The organism is Sphingomonas sp. Leaf21, assembly GCF_916858675.1.
Lineage (GTDB): Bacteria > Pseudomonadota > Alphaproteobacteria > Sphingomonadales > Sphingomonadaceae > Sphingomonas.
On the sequence record NZ_CAKASM010000035.1, the window covers coordinates 1 to 17,425 of the forward strand.

A 17,425-nucleotide genomic window follows, 5' to 3' on the forward strand; every position below is an offset into this window, starting at 1 on the left:
GCGGGGGCCGCGGCCCTGCTGAAGCAGTACTGGCCGCAGCTCGGCGGCCAAGAGATTAGCCGCATCATGCTCGACACGGCGACCGATCTCGGTGCACCTGGGGTCGATCAGGTCTACGGCGTCGGCCTGCTGAACGTCGAGAAGGCTATGCTGGCGCAGGCACCGGCAACGTCGTTCGCGGCGGCACGTACGGTGCTGGCGCGTTACTCGTCGCTGGTCGTGTCCGCGCCGTTCGGCGGTGCGGCAGGTGCGGCCGACCTCGGCTTGCGCACGTCGACGATGACCGTGTTCGACCGCTACGGCCGGGACTACCTGATGACGGCGCCCAGCGGCATCCGTGCGCGGTCCTCCGGCCTGCTCGCGGGAGGGCTCACAGCTTCCGCATCTGCCTATCCCCTTCGGTCCTCCTCGTGGCCGGACGCAAGACTGGGTATCGCGTCGACGACGACAGGACCCTGGCAGGCCGCTGCATCCGGCCGACCGGCGATGGTGGCCTTCTCTCCGGCTGCGGGTCAGACGGTCACGCTGGGCGCGAACGTCGCCGTGGGTCCGGGTGGCGGTTCCTCGCTCGCCGGTTCGTATCTGCGCGGCACCATCGGGCAGCCGATCGGCATGTCCTCCGAATGGTCCATCGGCGGCTGGTCGGCTGCGTTCGCGTCGGGTTCGTCCACCGCCGCGATGCCCTCGTCGTTCCGGCGCGGGTCGCGGAGCCGCGAGGCCAGCCTGCGCACCGTCACGGTCTCCGCCCCGTTCGGTGTCGGCTTGGAGGTGTCGGAGCTCGTCGAACGGGGTCAGGTGCTGGGGTTGCGGGACGATGCGGGGGCCGGTGCGGCCGGTGCCCGGACCTTGCTGGCGACGGCGATGCTGCGCCGGAACGTCGCGGGCGTACTGCTGTCCGGTCGCGCCACCGTCGGCAGCAGCAGCGCCGCCGACGCGGTCGCCGGCGTCCGTTTCGATGGTCGCATCCTCAGCACCGCCTTCGCTGTCGAGGGTGCGCGTCCGCTGCTCGGCGGGCTGGCCACGCTCGGCCTGTCATCGCCGTTGCGCGTCGAGCGCGCGCGGGCGTCGCTGTTGGTGCCGGTGGCCTATGACCTGATGTCGGGCGCGCTTGCCGAAGAACGTCGGACCTTCGATCTGTCGCCGACCGCGCGGGAACTCGATCTCGAACTCGGCTGGTCGACCGCGGTGGCGTCCACCGCGACGCTGCGGGTCGGCGTCGCCCGCGCCTTCGACGCCGGCCACGTCCGCGGCGCGTCTGACGTTGCCGCCTTCTTCAATTTCGTCGTCCGCTGAACCGCAAGGAACACCCATGTCCAGATCCACGTCCATGTCCGTCGCCGTCGTACTCGTCGCCACCGTCGGCGCCTTGAGCGGGTGCGGCCAATCCAAGGCCCCGAGTAAGGAGGCGTTCGCCTCCGCGCTCGAACCCGTCGTCCGCGACGTCTTCTGCCACCCGATCGATGTGATGCGGTACGAGGTCGAAGGCGAGCCCGCCGGGTCGGGCTTGCCGATCGTGACCTCGCCGAAGCCGCCGATGGCGGGGCCAGGCTCCGACGGGAAGGCGGTCGCGATGTTGGATGGTCTGGCCGGCGTCGGGCTCGTCACGCGCACGACGTTCGAGAAGCCGGCGCGGTGGAGTGGCTCCAACAATGCCTTCGTGCGCCAGCCGCTGATCTCCTACGCGCCGACGTCAAAGGGCGCGCCCTACCTGCACACGGTCGAACGCAAGGCGACGAACGCCATGGTCTCGGTGCCGTCCTTGTGCCTCGCGAAAGGCGAGGTGGTCGACGTGGTGCGCTGGACCGAGCCAACCGACTTTGCCGGTCGTCGGGTCAGCCAGGTCACCTACACCTATCGTGGTGTCGATCCGATCCCCGTCATGCCGCCGGCGGAACAAGCACGGATGGCCGAGCCGAAGGAGGCGACGATGCCGTTCGAGCTTCGGAGCGACGGCTGGCGTCCCATGGCACGCTGATCACGCGCATATCCCCGATCGATGCTGCCGGCGCGGGTCGTCGGCCAAGGAAGGAACACGACCATGAAGTTGTCCTCGACCGTCGCCCACGGTGCCATGCTCATGCTGGCCCTGGGATCGGCCACCCCCGTCGTGGCGCAGGCGCGTGCCGACTCGCTTGCCGTGAAGCTGATCGACCGTCTCCTGACGGGCGGCCCGCGCTGGGCGCCGGTCGGTACATTCGACGTCGCCGGCGTGAAGCTGGGCATGACGCCGGAGGAGACGCGGGCCGCGCTGAACGCGGGAGGCTTCACGCCCCAGGCGACCGAGCCGACGCAGGATTCGTGGACGTCGGTGGTCTCCAGGCGCATCGCGGAACGCATCCCCGGCAAGGTGGACGGGACCAAGGTTCCCATGTTCACCCGTGCCGGTGGGCCGCAGGGTGAGATGGTCGAGGTCTGGTACACCGCCACGCCGGAGGGGGTGCGTGCCACCTCGATCGAATACACGATGCCGACGAACCGCATGGAACGGGCGGCGTTCGTCGCCGGCGTGTCCGCCAAGTATGGTCGACCAACAGCTGAGGATCCCGTGCATGGCCTGTACTGCACGAAGGGCGAGGCCAACTGCGTGACCTACGGGAATAGGAATCTTCCGCATCTCCTGACGGAGAGCAGCTACTCGGTGCATTCGATCAAGCTGATGGAAGGTATGCGGTATGGTGACGAGCTGAAGGCGCGGAGCGCCGCTGCGGTCGAGGCTGCGGCACCTAGGAACGCCAAGGCGTCGTTCTAATGACGAAATGGCCGGTTGTCCTGACGATGGCATCGGCATGTCTGCCGATGGCGGTTGATGCGAGGCAGGCCACTTCGACCGCATCGTCGCTGTCGTTGGAGCCCATGAGCCACGCCGACGCCGAGCAAGGCGGTGCCGCGGGCACCGGCTGTTCGTGGTCGCTGGCAAAGGACAGGCGCATGCGCTTTGCCGCGGCCGACGACCGCGCCGTGGTCCGGCTCGCCAGCGGCATCGTGCGACTTCGGCCTGCGGACCCCGCTGGCGACCTGTTCCCGTTCACCTATGATCGCTGGGCAGGTGACGGCGTTACCGTCACGGTGACGCCCATCGGTCCATCAAGGTGGAAGGGCACTGAGGTGAACGAGGGGGCGGCCGACATCGAGGTTCGCAACGGTGGCCGCCGATGGATCGCGCGGGGGCGCCTGACCTGCGGATCCTGACCATAGCCGGTACGAGGCTAATAAGTCTGCCAATCGAGCGTTGGCCTACCCACCCCGCCGGCGATCGGCACGCTGCTCAGAAGGAGGCCGACATGCCGCCAAAGAAAAGAAATAGCACAAGTATAGGCCCTGCCGCTGGCGTACCAAGCCAGATGAGTAAGAAGGGGCAGGAAAGATAGACGGTGCAGTAAGGGGGAAGCTGGGCTTTTGAGCCCTGAAGATCGATGAAAAAGATTGGAGGTGCTTGTCCGGATCGCTCGGTCCGCGACCCTTAAGCTTCGGTACAACAATGGATTTTCTGACTACCCCTGTGCACTCGCTGCCGCACGTGCTTCTTCACTATATCGCTTCCAGCTTCGGCAAGCCCGAGGTGCCCGTTCTGATTTCGGGCGGTGGCATGCCCGCCGACAGCGTTCTGTACGACGCCCAGTCGGTCGTCGTGGCGCTGACCTGTGTCGCCAGCCCCATGTTCCGCAGCAAGATCGAGCGCCTCGCGGCCGATCAGTCGATCGACGTCATGCTGGTGCGTTGCTGCCTGACCGGCGGTGACCTGCTGCCGGTGTCGATCGATGTCGTGCTGGCGGGCGGTGGCCTCACCCCCTTCAAGCTGGAGGACCTGGCGCTCTACCGCCACGATGATGGCGGCCTGTGGCTGGTGCCGTTCGGGTTCGGCGGGGCGATCCGGCTGGAGACGCACGGCCTCGAACTCTATCTGGTGCCGCCCTATGCAACGCTCGCCGAACGCGCCGACGGCATCTACCGCGCCGCGTCCGATCTGGCCGAGCGCCTCTACCCGCAAGGTGCGTTCTGATGCGCGCCAAGGCCAAGCGCGCAGCGGCAACACCCAGCGTCGAGGTCAACCCGGGCTGCCTGCCGGATCCGGGGAACCCGCATAGCTGGCTGGTGCTGACCGGCGACGATGCCGATCGCGACGCGACCCGCGTCATGTATGGCTGCCTGCGACCCAGCTTTCGCGGCCATCGCAACAGCGCGGCGGCTTTCGCCGCCGCCAAGCTGACCGTCGGTGCACCACCCGATACGCCGCCATGGACGCTGACCGCCGCACGGGCCGAAGTGTTGCTGCCGCCGGGGGCCGACGACCGGCTGTGCGACCCGCGAATCCTGATGGAGACGGTCGACGCCGAATTGCCGGTCAAGGCCAAGGCGCTGCTCGCCTATCTGACCTTCACCTTCCCGACTTCCCGGCTGCACGAGCAATATGAAATGGTCCGCGACTTCACCCGCCGGTTGATCGTCGATCCGTTCGAGGTGGCCGCACTGCTGGTCCAGCATGCCCCCCACCGCGCCGGAAGTGCCAGTCCGCCGCATGTTCATGCCCTCCTTGCTGGACCCAGGCGACTGACACCGCTCGGCTTTGGCGAATGGGTGACGCCGCTCGCCACCGACAAGGCCCATGCCCTGGTCGGCAACGCCTTTCGCCAGTTCCAGGCCGACTAGCGGCAAGCCTGAACACGCCCGCTCACGTCGACGAACCAACACCATCATCGGGAAACATCATGAACGATAACGAACCCTGGCCGCGGATCGGCCAGGCGATGAACTCGCACGTCGTGCGTACACTGGCGCATTCAGCGGGGTGGCAGCTTGCCGACATGCCAGCCGATCTCGGCCTGCCGCTGGCCGGCTGCCTGTATAGCGAGGCGAACCACCTGCTGGTCACGACGACGGTCGGCAATCTCGCCGCGTCTATCGCTGCGATGGACAGCGCGCTGGTGGAGACGCGGTCCGATGCGCTGATCATCAGGACGCCGGACAAGGACGCGATGCCGGGCTTCGCACTGGGCCTGTGGCACAGCGGGCGGGTCACCTGGCACTGGATGCTAACGCTCTGGGTCGATGTCGACGCTGGCCTGTGGCTCGTGCCGACACCGGACAAGCGGGATGGCACGGCCGCTTCGGGGTTCCGTCTAACGGCGCGCCATCTTCATGTCGAAGGGGTGCCGTGGCGAACGGCACACGAACGCGCCGACGGCTTGGTCCGGGCTATCCGCATGCTGGTCCACGACGAGCGCAGTTCGGCTTTCGACCCCGCAGGTATGGGTGATCGGTCATGACGGTGCCGATGCCCCGCCTGTTGCGGCAGGCGTGCTGGGCGCTCGTCATCGCCTTTCCGCTGCTCGTGCTGATCGGCCAGCGCTGGCAGGATGCGGTGAGCGGGCCGGGTACGCGAAACGTGATGGCGGTCGCCGCCGTCGTTTGCCCGGCGGCAGTTGGCCGGGTCCGGGCGGTGCGCGTCGCTGACGGCGCGCACGCGCTCGACCGTGCTGTCCTGCGGCGGATCGCTGTGCAGCTTCACATAGGACCGGGGTGCTCAGTCCCGGTTGAACCGCCCGCCGTGCGGGCCGATCGACGGCGCGATCACGGTGAGAGGGAGAAGATGAAGGGGATGGGCAAGTCGATGTGATCCCCGTGGTGGGGATGAAACAAGGAAGACAGACCATGAACCCCGATCAGACCGCCCATGTCCGCGCCCATGTCGCTGCCGTTTCCAAGCTCCTGCTCGGCAACAAGATCATGAATCCCGGCCTGATGATCCTCGCCGGCGATCCACTCGCCCATTCCCAGCAAGTCGCGTTCGGTCGCACAGCCGTCGAGGCACAGGTTGATCTTGTCTATCTCGAATTCGCCATCGGCGAAGGCGATGTCCCCGTCATGACCGGGATCACCGTCATGCTGCCGCGTGATACCGTCTGTTACGTTTCGACGGGATGCCGCCTGTCGCTCGTCCCCGGCAAGGCTCGCGCGGTGATCGTGCCGCAGGACGGGGCTCAGTCCCACTTCAAGGTGCTGCCGGGCGAGATCGTGCAGGTCCGGGGTCGACCGGCGTCGCTGGCGGCCGGATGTGACCGCGCGATCGCGAAGCTGGCGGTGCTGGTTCGCGATGGCGTCGACGTCGCGGGACAGGTTGCGCTTCAAACTTGGTAGAGACGCAGGGGCGGTGGTGGGTCAAGAGCGGCAGGTCACGGGCGGCGAGTGCAGCATTGGCCCGGGCGAGTGAGGTCTCCAGCGCGGCAATCCGCGCGACGGCATCAGCATGGGAAACGGGCGCTTCCGACACCCGCTACGACAAACTCGTCGCAAACTTCCTGTCAGGCGTCGCCATCGCAACTGCACTCGCTTTCTGGCTCTGATTGAGTCTCAGCCCTAGCGACCGTCACCGGATGGCCGAGACTACACGCTCGGGGCGTGGAACACGCATAGGGCGCGGGTCCGAAGGACAACGTCTCAATCGACCGTCTACATGATTGCAGTTGCTCGATTTATCGTGCCAAATGCGCTGATGAACGATGTCATCAGCTCAGTTACGATGCGAGAAGTTGCAGCGGCATTTTGGATGTCAGCGCTTCTGGTCTGGGTGGCAGCCTACAAACCAACGCGAGGTAGCTTTAAGGAAGTATTGAAAGCGCTGTTCCAGCCAATCCTTCTCATACCTCTGGGAATTGCAGCGCTATATGCCGGGGCCGAAATTACGCTCCTTCATCGTGTCGGCTGGTGGTCGGTCGCCAATCTCAAGACGACCGTCATCTGGTTGGTGACATTCGCATTCGTCACGATGTTCGAGGTCGCCACCGCGAAAAGCAGGAAAGCGGGCTTCGGTAAGATTGTTCACGATATCGTCACTGTGACCGGTATACTGGTATTTATCACGGAGCTTTATAGCTTTCCGCTGTTGGTAGAGATCATTGCGCTGCCTGTTGTCACGATGATCGTGATGACCGCCGAGATGGCGAAGCGAAAGCCGGATGATGCGCCAGCGGCCAAACTGCTTGGCTGTGTCGCGAGTTTTATCGGATTTTCTTATCTCGGGTTCAGCTTGTGGAAGAGTTTCCAGTCGTGGAGCACGACCGCGACGTGGGCGAACGGGTTGGAGTTCCTTATCCCGATCCTGCTGTCTCTGGGTTTCTTGCCTTTCCTGTACGGATGGCGGACCTACGTCGCCTACTCGGAAATGTTCACGACATTGTCCGTGTTCGGTTTGGACAAAGCGTTGATACCCTACGCCCGCTGGTTGGCGGTCACGCGCATAGGCAGTGATCTTGATACCCTTGAGCGATGGCGAAAAGCGATCCAGAGTACGCGCCCGTCTGATAAAGCGGAATTGCGGCACACGCTTACCGCGCTGTCGGCTTTGCAGGAGCGTGAGAAATCGCCGCCTGTCGTGCAACCGAAGGACGGATGGTCGCCTTATCTCGCGATGCAATTCCTGACCGATATGGGAGTCGACACTGGGCACTACCATCATAGTTTTGATGGCGAATGGTTTGCGTCCAGTCCCATGCGGGAAATGGGTGACAGTCTAATTTTAAGAAACAATATCGCCTATTATATCGATGGGACAGAGCAGGCAGCGACGACGCTGAAAGTGAAACTGAACATTAATGATCCGGAAAAGGGTCAGGAAGCCGAGGATATTTTCATTCTACAGGCACTGCTTTTGCTAGAAAAAGCCGTCAGCATGGATGCGATTGAACGAATGAAAATGCAGATCGCATCCCTCAGTCCGTTCGAGGCAGCTATTCCGTTCGGATCGGTGTCGTTGAGGCGTGAAAATTACGAAGGTGGTATCACCGGAGGTTACTCGCGATACTTCGAGATCAAGCGCGGAAAAACCGGATCGTGACTCACACTCATCCGCTTTCGGCAGGGTTTTTCACCGGCCATTCCGGCCGCTCTAATTTAACACCTGTCAGCATGTCGGTGATGAGTTTAAGCCTCTCGCCTACAAACTGCCTGATGATTTCCTGATCTTCCTCGGTCGCTATTCGTTCATCCAGATCGGCCGCATAAGTCTCAAGGAAAAGCTTTAACGCGCTGAGCGTCGTACTTGTCGTGACGAGGTATCGAGCTACCGAACGACTGCCTTGATCGTCCAGTTCGTAGATGGGAAACCTGCTTATCTCTTCGCTCATCACCATCATTGTCATTGCAGCTTGGCGTAGCGAAAGAGGGAAAGGCAAGAAATGCGCGGACGTCCTATGATAACTCTCAATCGCTTCATACCCGTGGGAAAGTAGCCGGTCAGCAGACAGCTTCAATTGCCTCTTCCTACGCCAGATCGGCGCGAAGGCTGTGAAATAGGTAACGATTAACGCCAGCATTGCGCCGAAAAACTGCGCCCAGCCCGCCAGTTTGTCATGATTTTCGAACCATGTGATTAGGTCTGACACCAGATATATCCCTAATTTATCGGCCGACTATATCGCCCTTGCTATGATTCAGGTAGCCGGGTCAGCGATCGTAGGACTACCGCCCAATACCAAATTTCTATTTGGTCCTGATATGTTAATATCAATGGGCGCATATCTCGGCGAGGCGAGCGGCTAATGTCTTATGGCGACGGGTTCCGCTACTTCAAGGCGGGCGTGATCCTCGTGGACCTGTACCGTCCGGACGAGTTGCCCGTGGCGGACCTGTTCGTCACCCGCAACCCTGCGAAGTCGAAGGCGCTCATGTGCCCGCTCCACGCGATCAATTCTCGCTTCGGGCGCGGCCTTAGCCTGTGAGGAAAATGCCGTCTCGCTTCCGGCGTCTCGATGGGGCACTGGCGGACCTTCCGGTCGAAGAGCCGATGCTGCTCACCGAGCTCGACGGTTTCCTGATCGGGCTAATCGTCTGTCCCGAGCCGATCCCTGCGGATGAATGGATGACGGTCATATGGGGTGTCGAGGTCGATGGCGTTCCGCCTTTCGACGATCCGCTCGACGTGCAATGGTTCGTCAAAGCGGTCGCGGCGCGCCGCGACGCGATCGCGCGCGACCTGTCCCGCGGCAAGTTGCAGCCGATCCTCGACGTCGACGAGCGGGATGGCGAGGTTCTTTAGGAATATTGGATCGACGGCTTTTCTGACGCGGTCGCATTGCGGCCGGATGCGTGGGACGCGGCGGCGGCCGATGCCGGATGGGCCAATCCATGGCACCACCTGTTGGCGCTGATCGCGATCGCGCGTGATGAAAGCGAGCTCGACAGCGTCGAGGTCAACGCCTTCCAGGACCGTGCGGTGGCCGAGCTGACGGATACGGTCCAGCGCCTCTACGCGGCGCGTGCCCGGGTCGGCGAGGCGAAGCCGATCGCCGCGGATGCGGTCGCGGCGGCAAAGATCGGCCGCAACGATCCATGTCCTTGCAGATCAGGTAAGAAGCATAAGCATTGCTGCGCCTGACCTGACCCATCGACCCGGCAGGCGTTCTCTTCTGATCCTCGCCGCACCAGATCGACCAAGCGCTGCCCGTCCATGATAGGGACGGGCAACACGGGCGCGCCACGATACGAGCCGCTCGATTATTTCGGAAAATGAATCCCGCACAGCTTGTTGCCGTCGGGGTCGCGAAAATAGGCGAGTTCGATCGTACCCATGGACGCGGTATGACGCGGGCCGGGCGGGGCTTCGATCGACGTGCCGCCATTGGCCACAGCCGTATCGTGAAGTTGCTTCACCTGCTCGGGCGAGTCGCATGAGAAGGCCACGGTGCTGCCGTTCGCGACGGTCGCCGGTTCGTCGTTGATCGGCTGGCTGACGATGAAGTTGGTCCCCTTGCCATCATTGTAGATTAGCCGGGTGTGGCCGCTGTCGGCGATATTCCGCGCCGGTTCGCCGACGCCGAGCGTGCCCAGCACCGTGTCGTAGAAACGCTTCGATCGCTCGATGTCGTTCGATCCAACCATCGTGTGAAACAGCACGTCATTCTCTCCTGTTCAGGGTATTTCTCAAACGGACACAAACCCCGTCCGGGGCACGCGGTTGCTAGGAGCGATTATCCAGTTCTGGCACGCCACTGCTGCGATCGGCATAGGCGGCGAGGAACGTTGGGCGGCGCTGCCACCGCTGCCAGAACGCATCGATATATTCGTAGCGTTCGTCGAGCGGCATTGCGTTCACCTCGAACTTGGAAAAGGCGATAGCAGTCGCCAGCGTGATGTCCGCAAACGTCGGCTCGGCACCGCCGAGCAGCCAGTCGCGGCCATCGGCCAGATGCCGGTCGACCAGCGCGGTATGCGCCAGCGCTTCCTTGCGGCAATGCTCGCCCCATGCCGGGTTCGAGGTCAGTTCGAGCTTGGGGCCGAGTCCTTGGTGCAGGACGTGGAACGCGGTGGTGATGCGGTAGAGGATGTGCACCCAGATGCGATTGTCCCACATGGCGTCGAGCCCTTGCTCCTCGGCCGTCTCGCCCATGATCCGGCGTCCCGGAAATGCCTGGTCGAGATAACGCACGACGGCGGCAGTTTCCGAGATGCAGCTGCCATCGGCCAATTCAAGCGTCGGGGTTTCACCCCATGGGTTCATCTTCAGGTGCTTCCACTGCCGCTGCTCGCCCACCGGCGACATATTGTAGACCTGCTCATCGAAACGGTCGGCAATGCCTTTCTCGTGCAGGAAGATGCGCAGGCGCTGGGGATTGGGGAACGCCGAGGGAGAGGTGAACAGGTGGAGCTTCGTGGTCGGCGGCGGCGGGGATTGCGACATCATAGTTTTACCTACCAAGTGATCGGTAGGCAGGCAAATGCGCGCTTGCGCGATGGGCGTCAAGGTCTATCTACCACTTGGTCGGGTCGGCGAGACGGGTGGAGCAGTGGCGGTTTCAACATCCAGGGAAGCGGTGCTGGCCGCCGCACGGCGGACTGCGATGGCACGTGGCTATAACGGCCTCAACTTCCGTGACATCGCGGCTGAAGTCGGGATCAAGGCGCCCAGCATCCATCATCACTTCGCAACCAAGGCCGATCTCGGCGCGGCGGTGGCGCGGCGCTATTGGGAAGACACGGTCGAGCGGCTCGATGCGATTGCGGACGAAGCGCCCGACCCGCTGGCCGCGCTACAACGCTATCCCGAGATTTTCCGGGCCTCGCTGTCGAACGACAACCGCATCTGCCTGTCCAGCTTCATGGCGGCGGAATATGACGATCTTCCCGATCCAGTGAAGGCCGAGGTGCAATGCTTCGCCGAGGTCAACGTCGCGTGGCTCGGCAAGCTGCTCGTCGATGCCAAGGTCGTCGAGGCGGGTGAAGGCGAAGCGAGGGCAAAGGCGATCTATGCAGCGGTCGCCGGCGCACAACTCTTCGCGAGGGGCCGATCGGACATCGCACTCTTCGACACGATGATCGCCAGCTACCGCACGGTTGGGCTCTTGCCGGCTTAGGCGCCGGGACGAACCGCTAAACTTAAAACCGCGTTTCGGTCCGCTTGCCTCGCTGTTTCGGCCAGGAAGGACCAGCCGTCGACGGACAAGCGTTCCTGCATGCACCACTGCGCCGACACGTCTCTTGCTGGCGCCCAATACCGTCCAAATCGCAATTGAAAATTGTGCCAATGCACTGTAGCAATGGGCTGTGCAGGCGGTACCTGCGCGCTGGTGGAATCAAATACTTAGCTCGCAGATGCGACAGGATGGGAATCCTGCCGCCCCAGCCAGTCACTGATTGCCCCAGCTAAGGGGACCTAAAACTGCGGTTTTCGGTAACTTAGCGGGACTTCGACCATCGCAGTGGCGTCAACTGACGCCAGTCGATGGAGCCAGTCCCTGATGCCAGCGATCGAGAACGTCACCCGCCGCAGCGCGGTCTATTGGTGGCGTCGAAGGCTGCGTTTGGCGCCCGCGAGCGCAAATCCTATAACCGTTGTGACGATGGTCAGCCTTCTGACGAAGGACCAGCCGGTCGCGCGTCGACGTGCGGTCGCGATGACCGGGCGGAGCGAGACGGTACGGATGAGCTTGTACGAAAAGATCGAGCGTGACGGCCTGACCGCGGAACAGGCCAGTGCCGTGTTCCAGGAGGAGATGGTCCGCTACCGGAACATGCTCGCCTATCAGCACCAGTTGATCCAGCAGGACGGCGAGGGAGATGTCGCGGAACGCTTCGCGCAGATGCGAGCCATCTATGGCGCGGTGAACCGCGATTTTGCCGACAACGGCTTCAGCGATTTTCTGGGGATCGATTATGTCGGCGGTTTCGATCGCCGCTTCGCCGACCTGGACGACGAAGCGCGCGTCCACCTCTACGCGATGCTCGGTCGAGCGCCTGACCTGCCTGAGCACCTGCTGAACGAAGCGCGCGACCTGTTGCGTCGTGTCGGTATCGACGACTCTGGCGACCGGAGTGAGACGGCCCGTCAGATCATGTGCCAGGCGCGAGCTGCCGCCGCGGGCTCGTTCACCGATCCAGGGTTGCAGGACATGGCCAACCGGATGGCCATCGCGGCGGCGATCATGCGGCCGCTAGGCGTGGTGACTTCTTCCCCTTTGCAAGCCGTGGTTCCGGCAACCGCTGCCACGTCCGCGCCAACCGCAGCGAATGTCACGGCGGACCCCGAGCAATCGGATGAGGACGATGGGGAAGATGAGAAAGCCGAACGGCGGCGCTACGCGCGCATGACCCCGTTGGAGGTGGTCGATGCGTATATGAGCCTCAAGCCGAAGGCCCGAGGACGCGCCACCGCGACCAAAGCAGCCGCGAACAAGCCGAAATCGCAGGCCAAGACCTGGGGCGATAGCCAGCGGCGTCAGTTCAAGGCGGCGGCCTTCCTGTTCGGCAAGTCGAATGGCGGCAAGCCCTTGGCGCGAACGAGGCAGGAGGATCTCAACCGGTTCTACGATCAGCTCAACCGCATGCCTTCCACGCATCACAAGTCAGCGCGGCACGAGCCGATGACGATCGAGGACATCTGCGTCGAGGCCGCCGACCGAGTGGAGGAGGCGGAGAAGCAGGAAGAAGCCATCACTTTCACGATCGGATTGGATGTCGGGACGATCAACAGGCACTTTGCCAACCTGAAAAAGCTGTGCACCTGGCTTGCCAGCAAGACGACCATGCGGGCGCTCGATTTCTCCGACTACATTCTCGTGGAAGAGGAGCGCGACGAACGGACGGAGCGTGATCCCTACACCATCCAGCAGGGCCAGGAGCTGTTCGCGCTCAGGATCTGGACCGGTAGCCTGACGCTGGACGACCGGTTCGCAAAGGGCAGTGGCGGCCGGATCTGGCATGATGCCGCCTATTGGATCATGCCGATTGTCTGGTACTCCGGTATGCGGCGTGAGGAAGCGTGCAAGCTGCTCGTCGAGGACATCGGTGAGGAAGATGGCGTCCCCTATTTCGACATCCGCAATACCCGTGCCGGGCGGGTCAAGACCGCCAAGAGCACTCGGAAGGTTCCCATCTGCGCGGAACTTCGCCGGCTCGGCCTGCTGGACTACGTCGCCGCGATGCGGGCGGCGGGCGAAGAATATCTCTTTCCGGAAATCGTGCCCGGCAAGGGCGGCCGACCGTTGGGCGATGTGTTCTTCAACACCATCTGGCTGAAGATCAAGCCGCTGTTGATGCTCATCAAGCCGGGCCAGGCGGTGCATAGCGGCCGACACATGGTCAGCACCGAGCTGAAGGCGTTGCAGACCTTCGAAGAGACGCGTGCCGACCTACTCGGGCAGCAGATCGGCGGCGAAAATGCCGTTCGCTATGCGGGAGCGACGCGGCTGGAGATCCTGGCGGATGTCGTTGACCGTCTGCCCATCGTCACCGGCCATCTGCCGTCGCCCGAAACCATCAACCTTCTTCCGAAGCATCTGCGCTGTGCGCGCCCGACGCGTCAGTCGGCGGGCCGGAGGACGCGAGGCTGAGAGGCGCGGTTACAGGACGGAAATCAGCGCAGCCCCATCCGATCCATCTTCTTGAGCAGGCCGACGCGTGACAGGCCCAGTTCGCGCGCCGTATGGGTGTGGTTATGCCCGGTACGCTGGAGCGCCTCGACGATGCGGCGGCGTTCCAGCGCGGCGACTTCCTCTTCGAGGCTTTGGGGGGCGATGGTGGCGACGCTCTCTACCGGCAACGGAGCGTCGCCGACCGCGAAGGCGAGGTCGGCGGCCGTGACGATCGTACCCGCCGCGCCCGGGATCGCCAGCGCGGCGGCGCATTCGACGGCCGAGCGCAATTCGCGGACGTTGCCGGGCCATCCCCGGCCCGCCAACCAATCCAGCGCGTCCGGCGAGAAGTTGGCCTGACCTTCGGCCGCCCGCCGCAGGAACAGGCTGGCCAGCAACGGCACATCGGTCGCCCGCTCGGCCAGCGACGGCGTGCGCAGGACGACGCCCTTCAGCCGGTAGAACAGGTCCTCGCGGAAGCTACCCTCGACCACAGCGGCGGGAAGGTCGCGATGCGTCGCCGCCACGATGCGCACATCGGCCTCGCGCGGGGCACGGGCGCCAACCGGCTGGTAGCTGCCGTCGTTGAGGAAGCGCAGCAGCTTGACCTGCATCGCGGCGGGCATCTCGCCGATCTCGTCGAGGAACAGCGTGCCGCCATGCGCCGTCTCGATCAGGCCCGGCCGGTCGGCGGTCGCGCCGGTGAAGCTGCCCTTCAGATGCCCAAATAGCTCGCTTTCCAGCAACTCGGCCGGGACCGCGCCGCAATGGATCGTCACCAGCGGCCGCGCGGCGCGCGGCGAGGCCGTGTGGATCGCGCGGGCGACCAGTTCCTTGCCGGTGCCGCTCGGCCCCAGCACTAGCGCGGGGAGCCGGGTCGGCGCGACGCGGCGGATCAGGTCGCGCAACCCCGCCATCGTCGGCGAGGTGCCGACCAGTCCCATATCCTCCTCCGCCCCCGCCTGCGCCCGCAGGGTCGCGACCTCGCGCGCGAGCCGCGCCCGCTCCAGAGCGCGGCCGACGACGACGCGCAGCATGTCGGGATCGACCGGTTTGGCGAGGAAATCCCACGCTCCGGCCTCGACCGCCTTCAGCGCCAGCGCATGGGCGGCATGGCCGGTCATCACCACCACCGCGGCGGGGGCGAAGGAGGGGATCAGCGCCAGCCCTGCCGCCGGGTCGTGATGGGGCGGCATGGCGAGGTCGAGCAGGACCAGATCGACTGGCTTGGCCTTGAACGCCGCTACCGCCGCGTCGCCATCGCCGACGACCTCCACATCATGGCCAAGCCCGCGCAACCATGCGCCGGTCAGCCGCTGGAAGGCGGGTTCGTCATCGGCGAGCAGGATCATCGGGATGCTCCGAAGGTCAGGCGAAAACAGGTCGACCAGCCGGGTCGCTCGGCCAAGGTGACCGAGCCGCCATGCGCCTCCATGATTCGCCGGACGATGGCGAGGCCGAGGCCGGTGCCGCCGGGGCGGCGCGAGACGAAGGGGCGGAACAGGCTGCCCGAGATTTCGGGCGGGATCCCGGGGCCGTCGTCGCAGATGTCGATTGTGACCGGCGGCCCAACCTCCGCGAAGATGGCAACGCGCGTGCCGAGCGCGCGGCCGTTGTCGACGAGGTTGGTGAGTGCACGCAGCAGCGCGTGGCGGTCCGCCGCCACCATCAGGCTGTCCGGGACATGGACCTCCACGCCCAATGACGTGACAAGGTCCGCCACGATCAGCGGCTGCGGCACGATCGTCCAGGCACGGGCATAATCGAGGATGTCGGTGACGAGATGGTTCATCCGTGCCACCTGCTCGCCGATCTCGCTGCGGATCTCGGGCGACGCGCCGGTAGCTGCCATCTGGACGATGCCGAGCGGATTGCGCAGGTCGTGCGCGACCGTCGTGGCCAGCGCACCGAGTTCCGCCAGCCGCGCCTCCCGTTCCGTCTCCACCATCTTGCGCGCGACGGCGAGGCGGCGGGCGCTCTCCGTCACCAGCCCGGCGAAGCGTTCGGCGACATGCCGCGTGGCGATCGGCGCATCGTCCCATCCGGTCAAGGTCACCACTTCGCCGTCGACGGTCAGCGTCGGACCATCGACCGGCAGACTCAGCCGCTGCCGGAGCAGCGCACGGGCTACATCGACTAGCGCCGCTTCGTCGGCCGCTGTCGCCAACTGGTCACGCCATGCGGCCACGTCCGCCTCGCTGATCCGCCCGCCAGGAAAGACGATCCGGTCGGCCAGCCGCTTCAACGGCGCAAGGATCGCAAGCCCCAACGCCAGTGTCGCCGCTAGCGCCGCCCAAGTGGCGAACAGCCCCGCCGGACGCCCCGCCAGCGCTAGCGGCAGCGAGGCGATCAGCGCGCTTGCCGCGCCCGCGCCCGCGACGAGCATCAGCCATACCAGCCCCCGGCGCGCCCAAACATCCGCGGCCATGAACCGATGCCGCACGATGCCATAGACCAAGGCGACCGAGTAAAAGGGCAGCAGCAGGACCGGCCATGGATAAGCATCGATCCCCAGCGCCGGAAAGGCGAAGCCGGTCAGCGCGACGAGCCCGATCAGGCTGGAGACGAACACCGCGCCCGCCTGCCTGCGGTGCTGGCCGTCCTGCTCGCGCCAGGTCTGCGCCAGCCGCAGATGCCCGGCGATGGACAGTATGGCCGCGATCGCCAGCACGCACCAGCCGATCGTCGAGGGCACGAACATGCCCGGGAATTCGCGCCAGGGCACGACCGCGCCGACACCGAAGATCAGCCCGATCAGCGTTGTGAAGGCCGCAGTCGCATAGGCCGCGATGGCGACGGGCCGCAACGCGCCGCATAGCGCGAAGGCGAAGGCCAGATGGACGAACCCCGCAGCCGGCAGTGGCGACAATGCAATCAGCGTGGTCGATACCGGCCCGGCGGCCGGGCCGATAATGGCGGGCAGGACCTGCGCGATGCTCCACAGGGCGACGCCCAGCAGAAACACCGCCAGCAGCGTCGATCCCGGCACGGCCCTGGCACGGAGCGCCACGAACAGCGCCAATAATGCGCTGGCGATCGCGGTCAGCGAAAGCGCACCGATATAGGCGAAGAAGCCAACAGCTATATCCATCGTTGACAGCATCGCAGCATCTTCCGTTCACGGTGTAAACATCGCGCGCAAGTCCGAAGGGCAAAAAGCACGGATTTCCGTCGATCGTGGCAATTGGCATGCCATTCGCAACGCCTCTCCCGAGCCGGGCGATCGTCGCCAGGCACTCGAAGGGAGACCGAACCATGTTGCTGCCGATCGCAGCCCTGCTGCTGACTTATGCGCTGACCGCGCTCATCTCGTTGCTCGCCGCCGTCGTGCTCTGGCGCCCGCTGGCAATCCTGCTTGCCGAGCTCTGCGGAACCGAGGAGCGGTCACGCTTCTGGACGGTGTGGTCGACCGTGATGATGGTCGTGACGCCGATGCTGTTCGTGTCCTGGCGCGGCGTGGCCACGGAGCCGACCCAATTGGTCCAAGGTACGATGACCAGCGCGCTGCTCGGTGTCCTGATGGCGCTGGCCGGCATGGGCATGGCGGTGTGGAGCCGCAGCCCCCGCGCCGATGTCTGACGGGA

Annotated in this window: 20 protein-coding genes and 1 pseudogene; 16 read left to right on the plus strand and 5 right to left on the minus strand. The window is 64.6% G+C overall.

Annotated features, from left to right (window positions below):
• From LRP66_RS17185 to LRP66_RS17230, 10 genes and pseudogenes are all read left to right on the plus strand, one after another.
• Window positions 1–1,293 (plus strand): annotated as a pseudogene (locus LRP66_RS17185) (S8 family serine peptidase); the annotation flags it as partial.
• A 16-nt stretch (window positions 1,294–1,309) separates the two neighbouring features.
• Window positions 1,310–1,975 carry a hypothetical protein gene (locus LRP66_RS17190; protein WP_230483823.1) on the plus strand — a complete coding sequence of 222 codons (666 nt, stop codon included), beginning with the start codon at window positions 1,310–1,312 and terminating at the stop codon, window positions 1,973–1,975.
• Window positions 1,976–2,038: 63 nt separating this feature from the next.
• Window positions 2,039–2,749: a hypothetical protein gene (locus LRP66_RS17195; RefSeq protein WP_230483824.1), complete on the plus strand. Its 711-nt coding sequence runs from the start codon at window positions 2,039–2,041 to the stop codon at window positions 2,747–2,749.
• Window positions 2,749–3,189, plus strand: a complete 441-nt coding sequence (locus tag LRP66_RS17200) for a hypothetical protein (RefSeq protein WP_230483825.1) — start codon at window positions 2,749–2,751, stop codon at window positions 3,187–3,189. Before LRP66_RS17195 ends, LRP66_RS17200 begins: the two co-directional genes overlap by 1 nt.
• 289 nt (window positions 3,190–3,478) lie before the next feature.
• The gene (locus tag LRP66_RS17205; RefSeq protein WP_230483826.1) at window positions 3,479–4,000 is read left to right on the plus strand and encodes a hypothetical protein; all 522 of its coding nucleotides are present in this window, start codon (window positions 3,479–3,481) and stop codon (window positions 3,998–4,000) included.
• A complete protein-coding gene (locus LRP66_RS17210; protein WP_230483827.1) occupies window positions 4,000–4,647 on the plus strand; it encodes a hypothetical protein in 648 nt (215 codons plus the stop codon). Before LRP66_RS17205 ends, LRP66_RS17210 begins: the two co-directional genes overlap by 1 nt.
• Before the next feature lie 59 nt (window positions 4,648–4,706).
• Complete coding sequence (locus LRP66_RS17215) at window positions 4,707–5,264, plus strand: hypothetical protein (protein ID WP_230483828.1); 558 nt, start codon at window positions 4,707–4,709, stop codon at window positions 5,262–5,264.
• Complete coding sequence (locus tag LRP66_RS17220; protein WP_230483829.1) at window positions 5,261–5,614, plus strand: hypothetical protein; 354 nt, start codon at window positions 5,261–5,263, stop codon at window positions 5,612–5,614. Before LRP66_RS17215 ends, LRP66_RS17220 begins: the two co-directional genes overlap by 4 nt.
• Window positions 5,611–6,135: a hypothetical protein gene (locus LRP66_RS17225; protein WP_230483830.1), complete on the plus strand. Its 525-nt coding sequence runs from the start codon at window positions 5,611–5,613 to the stop codon at window positions 6,133–6,135. Before LRP66_RS17220 ends, LRP66_RS17225 begins: the two co-directional genes overlap by 4 nt.
• A gap of 316 nt (window positions 6,136–6,451) precedes the next feature.
• Window positions 6,452–7,831, plus strand: coding sequence for a hypothetical protein (locus LRP66_RS17230; RefSeq protein ID WP_230483831.1), 1,380 nt, complete (start codon window positions 6,452–6,454; stop codon window positions 7,829–7,831).
• 7 nt (window positions 7,832–7,838) lie between these two features.
• On the opposite strand, the gene LRP66_RS17235 is transcribed toward LRP66_RS17230, so the two are convergent.
• Window positions 7,839–8,378 (minus strand): hypothetical protein, encoded by a 540-nt coding sequence (locus tag LRP66_RS17235; protein WP_230483832.1) that lies wholly within the window; start codon window positions 8,376–8,378, stop codon window positions 7,839–7,841.
• A gap of 156 nt (window positions 8,379–8,534) precedes the next feature.
• Between LRP66_RS17235 and LRP66_RS17240 the strand changes: the two genes are divergently transcribed.
• From LRP66_RS17240 to LRP66_RS17250, 3 genes are all read left to right on the plus strand, one after another.
• Complete coding sequence (locus LRP66_RS17240; protein ID WP_230483833.1) at window positions 8,535–8,714, plus strand: hypothetical protein; 180 nt, start codon at window positions 8,535–8,537, stop codon at window positions 8,712–8,714.
• A gap of 5 nt (window positions 8,715–8,719) precedes the next feature.
• Window positions 8,720–9,031 carry a UPF0149 family protein gene (locus tag LRP66_RS17245; protein ID WP_230483834.1) on the plus strand — a complete coding sequence of 104 codons (312 nt, stop codon included), beginning with the start codon at window positions 8,720–8,722 and terminating at the stop codon, window positions 9,029–9,031.
• A gap of 102 nt (window positions 9,032–9,133) precedes the next feature.
• A complete protein-coding gene (locus LRP66_RS17250; protein ID WP_230483835.1) occupies window positions 9,134–9,370 on the plus strand; it encodes an SEC-C metal-binding domain-containing protein in 237 nt (78 codons plus the stop codon).
• 119 nt (window positions 9,371–9,489) lie between these two features.
• Here the strand turns inward: LRP66_RS17250 and LRP66_RS17255 are convergent, their stop codons facing one another.
• Complete coding sequence (locus LRP66_RS17255) at window positions 9,490–9,888, minus strand: VOC family protein (RefSeq protein ID WP_230483836.1); 399 nt, start codon at window positions 9,886–9,888, stop codon at window positions 9,490–9,492.
• Window positions 9,889–9,952: 64 nt separating this feature from the next.
• Complete coding sequence (locus tag LRP66_RS17260) at window positions 9,953–10,735, minus strand: glutathione S-transferase family protein (protein ID WP_230483837.1); 783 nt, start codon at window positions 10,733–10,735, stop codon at window positions 9,953–9,955.
• On the opposite strand from LRP66_RS17260, the gene LRP66_RS17265 reads away from it, so the two are divergent.
• Window positions 10,710–11,345 (plus strand): TetR/AcrR family transcriptional regulator, encoded by a 636-nt coding sequence (locus LRP66_RS17265; RefSeq protein ID WP_230483838.1) that lies wholly within the window; start codon window positions 10,710–10,712, stop codon window positions 11,343–11,345. The two genes, LRP66_RS17260 and LRP66_RS17265, sit on opposite strands and share 26 nt — an antisense overlap.
• A 384-nt stretch (window positions 11,346–11,729) precedes the next feature.
• The gene (locus LRP66_RS17270; protein ID WP_230483839.1) at window positions 11,730–13,820 is read left to right on the plus strand and encodes an integrase; all 2,091 of its coding nucleotides are present in this window, start codon (window positions 11,730–11,732) and stop codon (window positions 13,818–13,820) included.
• 23 nt (window positions 13,821–13,843) lie between these two features.
• On the opposite strand, the gene LRP66_RS17275 is transcribed toward LRP66_RS17270, so the two are convergent.
• Entirely contained in the window at window positions 13,844–15,193 is a 1,350-nt protein-coding gene (locus tag LRP66_RS17275) for a sigma-54-dependent transcriptional regulator (protein ID WP_230483840.1), read from the minus strand.
• Entirely contained in the window at window positions 15,190–16,944 is a 1,755-nt protein-coding gene (locus LRP66_RS17280; protein WP_230483841.1) for a sensor histidine kinase, read from the minus strand. The genes LRP66_RS17275 and LRP66_RS17280 overlap by 4 nt, the downstream gene beginning before the upstream one ends.
• Window positions 16,945–17,096: 152 nt before the next feature.
• On the opposite strand from LRP66_RS17280, the gene LRP66_RS17285 reads away from it, so the two are divergent.
• Window positions 17,097–17,420 (plus strand): hypothetical protein, encoded by a 324-nt coding sequence (locus tag LRP66_RS17285; protein ID WP_230483842.1) that lies wholly within the window; start codon window positions 17,097–17,099, stop codon window positions 17,418–17,420.
• The last annotated feature ends 5 nt before the right edge of the window (window positions 17,421–17,425 follow it).

What these genes read in the sequence shown, in the direction of transcription:
- LRP66_RS17195 (WP_230483824.1), top strand. Translation starts at nt 2,039, where the DNA reads ATGAAGTTGTCCTCGACCGTCGCCCACGGTGCCATGCTCATGCTGGCC.
- LRP66_RS17245 (WP_230483834.1), top strand. Translation starts at nt 8,720, where the DNA reads ATGCCGTCTCGCTTCCGGCGTCTCGATGGGGCACTGGCGGACCTTCCG.
- LRP66_RS17280 (WP_230483841.1), bottom strand. Translation starts at nt 16,944, where the DNA reads ATGCTGTCAACGATGGATATAGCTGTTGGCTTCTTCGCCTATATCGGT.
- LRP66_RS17275 (WP_230483840.1), bottom strand. Translation starts at nt 15,193, where the DNA reads ATGATCCTGCTCGCCGATGACGAACCCGCCTTCCAGCGGCTGACCGGC.
- LRP66_RS17240 (WP_230483833.1), top strand. Translation starts at nt 8,535, where the DNA reads ATGTCTTATGGCGACGGGTTCCGCTACTTCAAGGCGGGCGTGATCCTC.
- LRP66_RS17230 (WP_230483831.1), top strand. Translation starts at nt 6,452, where the DNA reads ATGATTGCAGTTGCTCGATTTATCGTGCCAAATGCGCTGATGAACGAT.
- LRP66_RS17190 (WP_230483823.1), top strand. Translation starts at nt 1,310, where the DNA reads ATGTCCAGATCCACGTCCATGTCCGTCGCCGTCGTACTCGTCGCCACC.
- LRP66_RS17270 (WP_230483839.1), top strand. Translation starts at nt 11,730, where the DNA reads ATGCCAGCGATCGAGAACGTCACCCGCCGCAGCGCGGTCTATTGGTGG.
- LRP66_RS17220 (WP_230483829.1), top strand. Translation starts at nt 5,261, where the DNA reads ATGACGGTGCCGATGCCCCGCCTGTTGCGGCAGGCGTGCTGGGCGCTC.
- LRP66_RS17285 (WP_230483842.1), top strand. Translation starts at nt 17,097, where the DNA reads ATGTTGCTGCCGATCGCAGCCCTGCTGCTGACTTATGCGCTGACCGCG.
- LRP66_RS17210 (WP_230483827.1), top strand. Translation starts at nt 4,000, where the DNA reads ATGCGCGCCAAGGCCAAGCGCGCAGCGGCAACACCCAGCGTCGAGGTC.
- LRP66_RS17265 (WP_230483838.1), top strand. Translation starts at nt 10,710, where the DNA reads ATGCGCGCTTGCGCGATGGGCGTCAAGGTCTATCTACCACTTGGTCGG.
- LRP66_RS17215 (WP_230483828.1), top strand. Translation starts at nt 4,707, where the DNA reads ATGAACGATAACGAACCCTGGCCGCGGATCGGCCAGGCGATGAACTCG.
- LRP66_RS17205 (WP_230483826.1), top strand. Translation starts at nt 3,479, where the DNA reads ATGGATTTTCTGACTACCCCTGTGCACTCGCTGCCGCACGTGCTTCTT.
- LRP66_RS17200 (WP_230483825.1), top strand. Translation starts at nt 2,749, where the DNA reads ATGACGAAATGGCCGGTTGTCCTGACGATGGCATCGGCATGTCTGCCG.